Origin of the sequence: Paenibacillus sp. JJ1722 (assembly GCF_048282685.1) — a bacterium.
Lineage (GTDB): Bacteria > Bacillota > Bacilli > Paenibacillales > Paenibacillaceae > Paenibacillus > Paenibacillus polymyxa_B.
This window is the reverse complement of sequence record NZ_CP182500.1, coordinates 4,828,642-4,841,215: the sequence shown is the minus strand read 5'-3', so window position 1 is coordinate 4,841,215 and position 12,574 is coordinate 4,828,642. Positions and strand designations below refer to the sequence as shown.

At 47.8% G+C, this 12,574-nt stretch carries 9 protein-coding genes; 4 read left to right on the top strand and 5 right to left on the bottom strand.

Annotated elements, in window-relative coordinates; translation table 11 throughout:
- Positions 1–195: 195 nt before the first annotated feature.
- Entirely contained in the window at positions 196–1,473 is a 1,278-nt protein-coding gene (locus tag ACM1ND_RS21505; protein ID WP_076159686.1) for a sensor histidine kinase, read from the top strand.
- A gap of 101 nt (positions 1,474–1,574) precedes the next feature.
- On the opposite strand, the gene ACM1ND_RS21500 is transcribed toward ACM1ND_RS21505, so the two are convergent.
- Positions 1,575–2,873, bottom strand: a complete 1,299-nt coding sequence (locus ACM1ND_RS21500; RefSeq protein WP_023990124.1) for an aminotransferase class I/II-fold pyridoxal phosphate-dependent enzyme — start codon at positions 2,871–2,873, stop codon at positions 1,575–1,577.
- A gap of 179 nt (positions 2,874–3,052) precedes the next feature.
- Here ACM1ND_RS21500 and ACM1ND_RS21495 point away from each other — a divergent pair, with 179 nt between their 5' ends.
- Entirely contained in the window at positions 3,053–3,838 is a 786-nt protein-coding gene (locus ACM1ND_RS21495) for a helix-turn-helix domain-containing protein (protein WP_023990123.1), read from the top strand.
- A gap of 185 nt (positions 3,839–4,023) precedes the next feature.
- Here the strand turns inward: ACM1ND_RS21495 and asd are convergent, their stop codons facing one another.
- The gene (gene asd, locus ACM1ND_RS21490; RefSeq protein WP_028541464.1) at positions 4,024–4,821 is read right to left on the bottom strand and encodes an archaetidylserine decarboxylase; all 798 of its coding nucleotides are present in this window, start codon (positions 4,819–4,821) and stop codon (positions 4,024–4,026) included.
- A gap of 88 nt (positions 4,822–4,909) precedes the next feature.
- Positions 4,910–6,037 carry a YheC/YheD family protein gene (locus ACM1ND_RS21485; RefSeq protein WP_023990121.1) on the bottom strand — a complete coding sequence of 376 codons (1,128 nt, stop codon included), beginning with the start codon at positions 6,035–6,037 and terminating at the stop codon, positions 4,910–4,912.
- 205 nt (positions 6,038–6,242) lie between these two features.
- On the opposite strand from ACM1ND_RS21485, the gene ACM1ND_RS21480 reads away from it, so the two are divergent.
- A complete protein-coding gene (locus ACM1ND_RS21480) occupies positions 6,243–7,406 on the top strand; it encodes a glycosyltransferase family 4 protein (RefSeq protein ID WP_418026552.1) in 1,164 nt (387 codons plus the stop codon).
- A 113-nt stretch (positions 7,407–7,519) separates the two neighbouring features.
- A complete protein-coding gene (locus ACM1ND_RS21475) occupies positions 7,520–8,299 on the top strand; it encodes a WIAG-tail domain (protein ID WP_418026551.1) in 780 nt (259 codons plus the stop codon).
- Between the two features lie 128 nt (positions 8,300–8,427).
- On the opposite strand, the gene ACM1ND_RS21470 is transcribed toward ACM1ND_RS21475, so the two are convergent.
- Positions 8,428–10,227, bottom strand: coding sequence for a M4 family metallopeptidase (locus tag ACM1ND_RS21470; protein WP_418026550.1), 1,800 nt, complete (start codon positions 10,225–10,227; stop codon positions 8,428–8,430).
- Positions 10,228–10,694: 467 nt separating this feature from the next.
- Positions 10,695–12,473: a M4 family metallopeptidase gene (locus tag ACM1ND_RS21465; RefSeq protein ID WP_023990117.1), complete on the bottom strand. Its 1,779-nt coding sequence runs from the start codon at positions 12,471–12,473 to the stop codon at positions 10,695–10,697.
- Positions 12,474–12,574: the final 101 nt, after the last annotated feature.

The window sequence follows — 12,574 nt, the reverse complement described above, 5'->3', positions numbered from 1 at the left end:
TCTCGGTCATTGTGATAAAGGATACATCGTATCTTATGAAGTGGATTTTCAGATTGCGTGGGCCAATGCTCAGTTGTGTTGCCGAATCGCCTTATATTTTTCATCAGATGTAGGGGAGGAGAGAGGAAAAGGCACGTATTATCGAGAATAGAAGAAGTACGTAGTCATTATCACTTGGAAAGTGGGAAAGACGAGATGCTGGTAGATAAGCTGCTCGTGAACATATTTCTTGTGTTTGTACCATTATTAGTATATAGCTCTTTGTCAGATCATCGGCATAGGAAACATACCCCGTTGCTTATGGGAGGGGTGTTGGGTGTGTCTTCTGTGCTTTGCCTTATGTTTTCGTACATCTGGTATGGATTATATTGGGATCTTCGATATGTTCCTCTGATCCTTTCTGTTTTATATTTTGGTCCTAAGGCAGGACTTCTAAATATAACGCTGATGGTGATGGCTCGTATGTATATAGGTCCTGAGTCTATTGTGGTAGGATTTCCCAGTATGATGTTGTGTTATTTGGGCCCTCTCTTGGTGAGAAAGAAGTTTATGCAGCTCAATAGTATGTTGCTTCGGGTGGGCATGAATATGCTAATGAGTATATGGACCAATATTGCCATGCTTATAATTCTGTTAATACATTCCTGGGCCAATGGCAGGCTGGATAAGGATGAGATCGAGCTGATCCGGGCAATACTCTGGTTCGGTGTGATTCAATTCCTAAGCATTGGAGCCTCCTCTTTCTGGATGGAGTTTAGTTTGGAACGGGAAGAAATGAGAAGGAAGGTTAAATATGCTGAGCATCTGAATACGTTAGGTGAACTGGCTGCCTCTATGGCTCATGAAGTACGGAATCCGTTGACTGTTGTTAAAGGGTTCCTGCAAATGGTTCAGTCAGGGCTAGAAGGGAAAAATCGCAGATATATTGCTTTGGCACTAGCAGAGGTCGATCGGGCTGAAAGAATTATTAGCGACTATCTGAACTTATCCAGACCGCAGATTGGGAACACAGAGCTGATGGATCTGTCTGGCATGGTTCAACAGATTGTTTTGCTTTTGAAACCGATGGCGACCAAGCAAGGCGTAAGACTGTATACTGAGCTAAGGAATGAAATATACGTACATATGGATCGTAATCAGCTGTTACAGGCGTTAATACATGTGACGAAAAATGCGATCGAAGCTGCGGATGATGGAGGCAGGGTATACATAAAGCTGGCGATTCAGGAAGAGAAGGCATGTCTGCATATTAGGGATACGGGAAAAGGCATGAGTCAGGAGCACCTGGAGCGAGTGGGGACTTTGTTTTTTTCAACCAAAGAGGTAGGAACAGGACTGGGAACGGTCGTCTCCTTTCGAATCATTGAAGCCATGAACGGAAGTATACACTATGAGAGTGAGCCCGGAGTCGGAACTGAGGTAGTCATCCTGCTGCCACTCGCACAGAAATCTTTGCTCGCTGCTGAAGGATAGTTTGTTTCGAAGTGTGATTCACAATGGTTCAGCCCATTAAAAAGCGGTATGCCGTAACATCCGGCATACCGCTAATGATGCTATATTTAATCTGTTACATATTAGGTGTTCAACAAATCTTGTGCGCCACGGTAAACAATGTCATACAGGTCTTCCAGATACTCTTCCTCGATACATGAGAATGCGATTCGGAGGTCATATTCACCCAGCGCAATTGTTCCTACCCCATATTGTTCCAGCAAATGTGTGCGCAGTCGTTCAGCGGACAAGCCGTTCAGCTTAAGACACATAAAATAACCCGAATTGAAAGGATAGTAGCTCCATACATCTCCGTATTTTCCACTATCGAGCAACGCTTTGACTTTGTTAGCCCGTCCCTTCATAATCTGGAACTTTTCTTTCTTCTGTTGTTCAAAGTCCGTTGACTTGAGGGCATCCAGGACGAAGGTTTGAGATGGGTGAGGACCGCTCGAAATCGTTGCCCGAATAATCCCTAATGTTTTTTGTTCCAGTGCGCTCAGTACATCCTGATGTTCCGAAGCAAAGGTAATAAATCCGACGCGGAAGCCCCAAACGAATTCTTCCTTGGTAGCTCCGTCAATTTTGACTGGTAGAATTCTCGGATGAAGTCCAGCTAACTGACCGAATAGTGATTCATGCAGGGAGTCCTCGAAGAACAGACCAAAATAAGCGTCATCCGTCACAACTACGACATTGATGCCCGCTTCCGCGGCTTCCTGGATGGCAGCAACAATCGCTTTACCCTCTTCGACTCCCGGTGTGTAGCCTGTCGGGTTATTCGGGAAGTTCAGCACAACGATCGCTTTGCCGTATTCTTTCTGTGCCAGTAGCGCGTCGCGTAATCCTTCACTATTAAAACGTTGATCCTCTGTGAACAACGGGAAATTCACCAAACGTCCATGACGGCGAATACCGAAAGTCAGCTCATAGTTTTCCCAGTTTTTGTCTGGGTAAATGACAGCATCCCCTTCATCCGTGAACAGGTCGGCAACGATGCTCAAACCGTGGGTCAGCGCGTTCGTAACTACGGGAAGGCCGTAATTTTTCCCAGCCAATGAAGGGTTTTCCTTCAGCATTTTGTCACGCCATACACTACGAAGTTCAGGTTTGCCCGCAGGGGGAGCGTAAGGGTATAAATCCTTGGGATTGTAGGCGGACAGCTTCTCCTGAATGACCTCCAAATGCATAGGACCATTGCCTTCTGTAGCAATGCCAATCGTGGCGTTGTACTTTTTAGCAAGCTTCCCTGCTTCTGCGGATTGACTCAAAATCCCTTCTTTTGGGAAATAAATTTCTTTCCCTAAAAGAGAAAGCATTTGATATACATGCTCGTTGCCTGTCTGAATGTTTTGGTTTAACTGCGCTGCCAGTGGATTCATTCCCGTTTCATCCTTCCAAGTCATTTTGATTACATATTATAGCATTACACACGGTAAGCGTCACGCAAAAGCATCTGGAATATAAAAGCGCATTTTTTTGCTTAATGACGGCGCTGAGCTTATATTATAAATTAACGGGATAAAGGACAACCAAAGATGAACAAGAGGAGGTGCAGATTTTGCTGGATACATCTGCGTCATCGTTTATCCTGTTGTCGGCTTTCGCCAAAATTGTGTGCGAGCCGGGCTGGAAGTGGCAGGTACGCGAGAAGCCGATGCCAAACTATGATTTATTTTATGTATGGAGCGGAGAAGGAACAGTGATCTTAAACGGGACGTCGTATCCGGTAAGCAAGGGGAGTTGCTTCCTGTTCAAGCCGGGGGATGATACCCGTGCCACACATAACCCGCAAAAGCCGCTCATACTTACCTATATTCATTTTGATCTTATCGAACAGCCAAAGCTTATCCCTGCAAGCTACCGTATGCTGGAGGAAACGTTCGAGGTAGAGCATATGCTTGCCAGATACGTTCGACTACGTCTGGAGCGTGCTTACGGAGCTGACGAGGAAGGCAAGCTGATCCTGAAACAACTGATGATTCATCTGCTGCGTGCGGACCGCAAGGAGCCTCAGGAGCAACAGGCCAGTAACCAGCTCACCGAGGTCATTCGGGAAACGGCCAACTATGTGCGTCAGCATCCGGGACTTCCTCATCGCGTCGAGGATTTGGCTGCACGGGCGGGGCTGTCACCGCGTTATTTTTCGATTAAATTCAAGGAGCTGCTGGGTGTGTCCGCGCAATCTCATATTATCAGCATGCGGATTGAGCGTGCACAGCATCTATTACTACATGCCGGAATGAATGTGACCGAGGTGGCAGAGGCTCTGGGGTATCGTGACATCTTTTTTTTCAGCCGCCAATTCAAGCAGTATACGGGGAAAAGTCCGTCTGAGATCCGGTAATGCTATGGACGGTGGACAAGCTGTTTCGGATTTAGGCGTAATGGGATTAACGAATAACGAATATAAAGGATAAATTCCAAAAAGGACCCGAGCAGTTACGCCGGGTCCTTTTTTTATGAGCAATTTAGCATCATCCGATCCCGATGCTCATATGTGTAGCTATAATACGGTTACGGTAAATTCACTTATGCTTTGGGATCATGTCGAAAGCAACCCAGACGTTGTCCCATTTTCACCGCATCCCCCGGCTTCAATGCGGGGTCTGGATCAAACGTGCCGTTTTCAGTTAGCAAAACGACAGTTGATCCAAATTCGAAATAGGCGAGATCGTCTCCTTTTGTCCATGAGACGGCTTTATCATCCGTATATTTGATGCTACTCACATTCATTGCGCCAACCTTGACGACCGCCACCTCACCATATTCATGGGCAATGTACGTAATCTGTCGTTCATTGCGGCTAAGAACTGCTCGCATATGTTGCAAGCCGAAGTCATTCACTGGGTATACCTTGCCGCGCAGATGTTCTTTTTCTACCAGCGTACCGGATACTGGTGCATGAATGCGATGATAATCCGTCGGGCTGAGATAGAGTACAAAAGCATAGCCGTGTGTGTATTTTTCAAGACGCGGAGAGCGGTTAAGAAGCTCTTCCAGCGTATAGTCCTGCCCTTTGACATCCAAAAGAGTGCCGGACGTAATTGGGCCAGTGAAAGTAATCCGTGCATCCACCGGACTGGTCATCACCTCGGCGTTCGTATCAATCGGGCGCATGCCCGCTTTTAATTTGCGTGTAAAATAGGCGTTCAGGGAACGGTATTCCTTCCATTCCTGTTCCGCCTCATGCGTCTGGATCTGGTACGTACGTATAAAGGTGGGGATAAAAAGTCGGCTTGCACCGCTTTGCGCGAAGGAGCCTACAATCCGGCACACCCACTTGCGCGATGATAGCTCCGTCATGAGCCGCAGCCACTGTTTTGCCATTACAGATCCCCCTTGTTCATTTCCGAGCCGTCTTGGCCGGAACCTGTCCGGCCGCTCTGAACTATATTGACACAGAATGTGACGTAAATCAATACAGTGGACGGCCTGGTGAACGTTCGGTGTCTGACGAAGGCATCCGTTCGAGAAGCCAACGAGCGTAAGCCATCGGCTGAGTGTATGTTTCTTTCCAGACATTGTGCATGCCCGCCTGGCTGAAGCCATAGCGCTGATCACGACCGTTGCATTCGATAAAAACAATCTTGCCCTCATGGGTAATTCCCAGATCCAGACCGACGTCGGCGAGACGGGGAAGGGTTTGTGCCAGTCGGTGCACGATTTGTAACGAGAGTCGCTCCAATTCATTCATCAGCCGGACTGCGTTCGAAGTCTGAACCGTCTCGGTTTGTGATAATACCTCCAGTAAAGAACGGGCCGTACCGCCCTGTGCAACATTGGAAACGAAGGTGTGGGAAGGAGCAATTTTAGCATACATGCCTGTCACACCCCAGATACCGCCATATCCGCGCTGAACTGACACACGGACATCAAACGGACGATTATTGTTCAAAGCAAGCGGTATGGTTTCCTGTACGATATGAGGCACATGCAGCAGTCGTTTGTGTAGAAATAATGGGAGTTCCCCAACATTCAAACGTAGTGTGGACCAACGCTCAGGTATAGCCGGATGAGCACATTGCAAAGTCCAGCCTCCGCGGGAATGCCGCAGACGCATAATTCCTCTACCTACGCTACCGCTACTGGGTTTAATTACAACATCTCCGGTTTCCTCCATCAAGGTATGGATGGAGGAAAGGTTGCCTTGCAATGTTTTGGGGAGGTGGATGCGTAGCAAAGGGTCTTCTTGCAGAATTGCATGTATATGGTCTTTGTGGAAACGGTTTTGTTCATTAAAAATATAGAATCCCTTTTGTACAAGCTTGTTGATATCGCTAGCATTTTCATTTTGCCGATAGAGAGTCCGATTGTGGATGACCGGCGGCAACGGAAGAGTCATCTGCCGATACTCGTTGCCGTGTTTAACAAAAGCCCGGCATGTTCCGGTCGCTATATGAATATCCTCCAGACGAAGAAAGCAGGGGATGAGCTCGTAGCTTAACCCGGCGTCCTCGTAATTGGCGATAGATTCATATCGCGTCCTCATGGCGGGAATGCCCCGGTAGGTTGCCGGGTTGAGCATGACGCCGACATGCAACATGAGTATGTCCGCCCTCCTTGTAGTCACTCCAACTGATCATACTGTGATTCTAGTCCATCATATGTATCAAAGATCGGCCAGGCATGGACGCTAGCCTTGCGGTAAGCCCAAAGTTAGAAGCGAGGCACCTTTCAGGGAGGCAGACGATATGATACAAGATGATTGTTGAAGAGTGTTGGAATAGGGTCAGAAAGTAGGTGAGGTGATGCAGAGGCCGAAGGTAGCAGTCGTTACACCGGGCTCCTTTGTTATACCTTCGCCCCGCAGCAGTTCTGTGGAGCGGGTAATTGCCCACATGGTACCGCTGGCTAGTCATGAGCTCCAAGCGCAGATCTATGGCATAAAGGGAGCAGAGGCACCTGATCATGGCGATGTCGACGGAATTCCCTGCATGCGTTATAAGCGGGGAGCAGGTTATATTTCTGAGGTGATTGCTGATTTAAAGAGATGGTTACCAGCGGTAGTAGATGTACACAACCGTCCGGCAGTTGCGTATGCAATTCGCGAGGCTTTACCCGATAGTCGGGTTGTGCTGACTTTGCATTCGACCACGTTCATCCGGGAGCCCCACCTCAAACGGGAGGAGATGGGGAGGCTGCTGGCATCGATGGATCGCATTATCGTGAACAGTGCGTATTTGGGGGCAATCGTAGCTTCTGACTGTCCCGACGCGGTCAGGGAACGCATCGTGATAAACAAGCTGGGTATCCATCCCGGTGATTTCCTACCAAGGTGGACTCCTGCAGCAGAAGCGGCCAGATCGGCGCGATTGGACGATTTCGGCTGGTCAAGCCGCCAAATCGTGTTATTCGCGGGCAGACTGATGCCAGGAAAAGGCGTTCACCGACTGCTCAAGGCCCTGCGGCATGTCGTCCGCGCCTGCCCGGACGTACTGCTGCTCATTGCAGGTAGTGCCTATTACGGGCATGACCGCCTCACGCCGTACACGGCGTCGTTGCATCGGCAGATGCGTAAACTAAGGTTGGGGAAGCATGTGCAATTCCTAGACTATGTCCCGCATCCAGCATTGGCCTCGCTATATCAGCTAGCTGATGTGACCGTTGTTCCTTCAGTGAAGGATGAGGCCTTCGGGCTGGTCAATCTGGAAGCCATGGCAGCAGGAGTGCCTGTGGTCGCTTCACGAATCGGCGGTATTCCGGAAGTTGTACAACACGGCGAGACAGGCTGGCTTGTGTATCCGTCTCACGGTGAGCAGGAAATGGCCGATGCCATCATCAGGCTACTCCAGCAACCTGGCTTGCGACGACGGATGGGAGAAGCCGGGCTTGGCGAGGTACGAAGACGATTTTTATGGCAGCACTCAGCACAACGCTGGGCACAAATCATAACGGACTGCGCAACGGAGTGACGTAGGCGCTGTTACGCGCATAGGCTATCTTATAGGCATTAGCCATGATTTCCAGCCGGGTGAATGAAGCGGGGCGACCGCTGGTTCACTCCTGTGCCAAAGGAGCGATCACCATGAACCATCGTACGAACCATAGCCCTAAGGATAAAAGAACAGCGCGGCGTAACCTTTCCAATGCAGTTCCCTCACCCCGTGTTAACAAGGAGAAAGCGGCTTCGACTTCCGGCAGTCATAGACTGAGCCAGCGCGGGACGGCAACGGTCCCTGCCCCCGTAGAGAAGGATACCTCGGTTCAAGCTATAGAGGAAGCGGCATGGAAGAAGCATAAGCTTCCCAAAACGCTAGAGGAAGCGATGCAGATGAATCGAGCATCTGTACTGCTGTTGTCTGTGCCTGAGTCAGATACGGAAGGCAGGATGGATAACGATAAACCGTCTATTACGACGGAAGATCAGGCAGAGCAAGATTCGCTACTGGATTGTTCCATAACCAGTATTCACATTGCGGAAGGAAGACACCGCCCAAAGCAACGCGTGGTCTTGCCTGAGCAAGATATCGATCTAGCTTTCGATACGGAGAAAGAATTAAACTTGAATGCCATTCACGACGGATCAGCGACCAGTGACGAGGCTTCTGACGATCATATAGCTTCATCTCAATATGGGAGCATTTCTTTTCACCTCCCCGCACGAGCGGATAGGGGCGAAGTGAGCGTTATATTTGAGAAGCCTTTTATAGATACACAATATGTAATCACTGCCAGTGCGAGTATACCGGGAGTGCTGGTATCCGTCACACAACGTCAGAGGTACTCAGCAGTACTTACTGTGGAACGCATACACTCAGGTCCGCTATGTGAAGGGTTGGTCCTTTGGATTGCGATGGGGCAATAATAAGAAGCCGGAAATATAATTGCCAATAATCAACTTCATACTAGAAAAAGGCGTCCCACAGTGGGACGCCGTATACATAAGAGGGAAGGGGGAAAACTTGTAATATCGGGGAAGTTTGTATTTATTACTTATCTCACACCTACAGCGTCAAAAGACTTAATAGCAGAGGTTACGGCTATTGAATTTTCACCATAACTATCTTTGGCCGCTTGGATAACAGCGGCACGCGCGGTGGAGAAGTTAGACGTGGAAGTCAGATAATTGGTGAAGGCATTATAATAAATATATACGGCTGCATCACGTCCGATTCCATCTACCTTGACACCATGGAAGGTGCCTCCTTGTGCCAGTAGATAGTAGGCTTTATTAATAATGCCACTATTAATATGGGCTCCACCATAATCCTCGTTGTTAGGATCAGGATAGAGATTGCTGTAGTGATCGACTTGACCGTATTTGACAGGATCGGAAAGGGAGCGAATGGCGTCGCCCTTAATATTAGGGGTATAAGCGACTTTGCCGAAGTCCCAATTGGTACGCTCAATGTCGTTGCCTATAATATCTGAGATGGCTTCACTTAATGCACCAGATTCAGCGAAATACACGAGCCCTGATGAATGCTCGGTCACACCGTGTGTCAGCTCATGGGCAACAATTTCAAGGTCGCTGCTGAAAGGAGCAAATAACGTGCCGTCTCCGTCTCCGTAAAGCATATGAGTGCCGCCCCAGTGGGCATTATTGTAGTTCTTTGCGCCGTAATGGACTGCCGAAGCGATGGCCATGCCATGCCCGTCAATGCTGTCGCGTCCAAATCTATCCTTGTAATAATCGTAAGTGCGGATAGCGTAAGCGTGGGCATCCACCGCAGCCGGATCTTCCCATACGTTATCTGAATCTGTATACAGGGTGCCGGGGAGCGTCTCGGTGTTGTGGACGTTATAAGTTAGGATTCCTTTACCACGAGTCGTATCCTTTAGTTGATACTTCTTGCCCGAAGCTGTTGTTTCAAATGTTTTGGTGTCACCGAATACACCGCGCCCTGTGCCGATCACTTCGTTAAGGATGTCATACTTGAATACGATTTTTCCATTATTAGCGTCAATAAAGTAACGTGTGCGCAGCAGAGTGGGTTGTAAAGTATTAACTTCGGTTACATAGACTAGACGTGTTGAGTCTCCATCGGGATAGATGTACAGTTCTGCTTTAGGGTCCACGCTTGGTTCCAGATTGGCAATTTTGGGGATAGAGGATGCAGGCGCTACCGCTTCCAATTTACTGTTCTCCAGTTCAGCTGCTTTATCCAAATCCAAGAAGTCCTTTTCAAGAGAGATTGATAATTCATTGTTAGATGCTTTTTCGTAAGTGTCTTTACTTACACTACTTGTATCCTCGTAAGGTTCAGTAACGATTTGGACGGAGGAAGAGAGAGATTGAACCCGTATAGCTGCATCTTCATATGCGGTATATACAGCCTCAGTAGCACTGATTTTTGGAGTTGTATTTTCTTTAGCATCGGCTTGTTGATCTTCTGAAATGACTGCTCCCAAATAAGAGGTGATTTGACCAGACTTGTTTACATGGATGGTCTGTTCGGCTCCAAATACGGGAATTCCGTCTACGTATTGTTTTAACCGATAATGCTTTGTACCAAATTTGTCACTGGTACGATCCACGATACGAAATTGCTCGCGCACATGGGAACCGATGTGGGTATTGTCCAGACTCAATAATGTTTTTTGTTGTCGATTTAAAAAGCTCCAGACCAGATTGTCGCCTGTTACCGTTGAAGGGGACTTCCAGTTCACCGTTTGGAATGTTGGCGTAAACTGAGTCGGATCGGGAACAGAATTTTCAGCTGCGGAGGCCCCCGGCGCTATAGATCCTAATAACATAGCCCCTCCAAGAAGTGAAACCCATACTTTTTTCAATTCATACTCACTCTCCCTAATTAATATTGGGGTGAAAAACACCCTGTTTGCAGAAGCTATTCGTCATATATGTAAGTCTTGTTGCTCCTTTGAAACGTGAAGAGGATTGAAAAAAATTACCTTATGTAAAATATTAAGGTTTATTTTTTTGCAATCTCATCGTCTTGGCTCTGATATTAGCACAGAGGTTGTCGAACGAGAAGGTTAATTTTACAAAATACCCCAAAATGAATCTTTAGTCCCTGATTTACTGTTTATTTGTCTTATTTAGTCGAAAATGATCGAAGGGACCCGATGAACAAGAAAAGGGCGCCCCTTTGAGGGGACGCCATAAATAAGGGGGGAAGGGGCGCAGACTTGTACACTGCACCCCTATTTTTTCGTCCATTGTATGAGTCAGGGCCAAGTGACAGTTGCACAACGGCAAAGGTCTATGGACGGGATATGAGGATTATAGCGTATATGATTTAGTTTACGCCTACAGCGTCAAAAGATTTGGCAGCTGCAGTTGCTTCTGCTGAGTTCGCACCGTACTGATCTTTTGCTGCTTGGATCACAGCAGCGCGTGCGTTGGAGAAGTCGGAAGAAGAAGTCAGGTAGTTCGTAAAGGCACTATAGTAAATTTGAACCGCTGCATCGCGGCCAATTCCATTTACAGTTACACCATGGAAAGTACCACCTTGTGCCAACAGATAGTAGGCTTTATTGATAATACCGCTGTTCGTATGAACGCCGCCGTTATCGGAGCTGCCTGTATACAAGTTGGAATAGTGATCTGGTTGATCGTACAGGGTAGGATTGGACATAGAGCGCAGAGCATCGCCTGCAATGTTTGGCGTATAAATATCATCGCCTACAAGCCAATTTTTACGCTGAATGTCATTACCGATGACGTCCGAGAAAGCCTCATTCAATGCACCGGACTCTCCGTAATATTCCAAATTCGAAGTATACTCTGTGACACCGTGCGTAAGTTCATGACCTACCACATCGGGGTCCCCGCTGAATGCGATAAATGTGCTACCGTCCCCGTCTCCATAAGTCATTTGGGAGCCATTCCAGAAGGCGTTGTTGTAACGGCTACCGTAATGGACTGTCGAACGGAGTTGCAGCCCGCGTCCGTCAATGCTGTTGCGTCCAAATTTGGCCTTATAGTAATCATATGTTTTGGCAGCATACGTATGGGCATCCACGCCGGCTGGATCATTCCATACATTATCGGCATCGGTCAGAATGGTACCTGGGATGCTTTGACGGTTGGAGGCCGTGTAGGTCACAACCCCGTTACCGCGTGTTGTATCTTTTAACTGGTAGCTACTGCCGGAAGCAGTTGTGGTGAATGATTTGGTATCACCAAGCACACCTTTACCTGTGCCTGTCGCTTCATTAATGATGTCATACTGGAATACGATGCTGCCATCATTGGCATCAATAATGTAGCGAGTACGCAGTGGGGCAGGTTCTAAAACATTGACTTCTGTTACATAAACCAGCTGCAGGTCATCCCCTTTAGGATAGAAGTACAGATCGGCTTTAGGATCTACTTCTGGCTGCAGATTAGCGATTTTGGCAATGGAACTTTTTTCTGCTTCCACCGCTTCAATTTTGCTATCTTTCAGGGCAGATGCTTTATCAAGACTCAGCTCGTCCTTATCAGTAGATAGCGTTTTTTCGTTGTTAGCTGCTTCGGCGTAAGTGTCTTTGCTTACACTGCTTTGTTCCTCAACATCTTTAGAAATCGTATCGTCGGAGGTAGGGAGGGCTTCAATCCGTGCAGCTGCTTCTTTATATGCAGTGTAGACCGCTTCAGAAGCGCTGATTTTTGGAGTTGTACCTTGCGTAGCTTCAGCTTGCTGATCCTCAGTAACCACCGCTCCTAAGTAAGAGGTGACCTCACCAGATTTGCCCACATGAATAGTCTGTTCAGCTCCATATACGGGAATCCCGTTTACATACTGTTTCAGCCGATAATGGCTCACACCGGACTTGTCGCTTGTGCGATCAACGATTCGGAATTGTTCACGTACACTAGAGTCGTCCGCACCCAGTAACGATTTCTTTTGCCGATTCAAATAGCTCCATACAATGTCGTCCCCGGATACCGAGGAAGGGGCTTTCCATTGCTCGGCGTGAAAAGTCGGTGTAAGCTGAGTTGGCCCCGAAACGGAACTCTCCGCTGATGCACCAGACGCGACAGACCCTAATAACATAGCTCCTCCAAGAAGCGAAACCCATACTTTTTTCATTAAAAATTCACTCTCCTCGATTAATTTCAGGATGAATCATCCTGTCTTGAATAAGGCATTGCGCCATTTATGTAGGTCGTGTTGTCGTCTGGAATAGAAGA

Bases quoted from the DNA above. Each gene is read 5' to 3' on its own strand.
- ACM1ND_RS21505 (WP_076159686.1), top strand. From the start codon at position 196: ATGCTGGTAGATAAGCTGCTCGTGAACATATTTCTTGTGTTTGTACCA.
- ACM1ND_RS21480 (WP_418026552.1), top strand. From the start codon at position 6,243: ATGCAGAGGCCGAAGGTAGCAGTCGTTACACCGGGCTCCTTTGTTATA.
- ACM1ND_RS21465 (WP_023990117.1), bottom strand. From the start codon at position 12,473: ATGAAAAAAGTATGGGTTTCGCTTCTTGGAGGAGCTATGTTATTAGGG.
- ACM1ND_RS21475 (WP_418026551.1), top strand. From the start codon at position 7,520: ATGAACCATCGTACGAACCATAGCCCTAAGGATAAAAGAACAGCGCGG.
- ACM1ND_RS21500 (WP_023990124.1), bottom strand. From the start codon at position 2,873: ATGAATCCACTGGCAGCGCAGTTAAACCAAAACATTCAGACAGGCAAC.
- ACM1ND_RS21485 (WP_023990121.1), bottom strand. From the start codon at position 6,037: ATGTTGCATGTCGGCGTCATGCTCAACCCGGCAACCTACCGGGGCATT.
- asd (WP_028541464.1), bottom strand. From the start codon at position 4,821: ATGGCAAAACAGTGGCTGCGGCTCATGACGGAGCTATCATCGCGCAAG.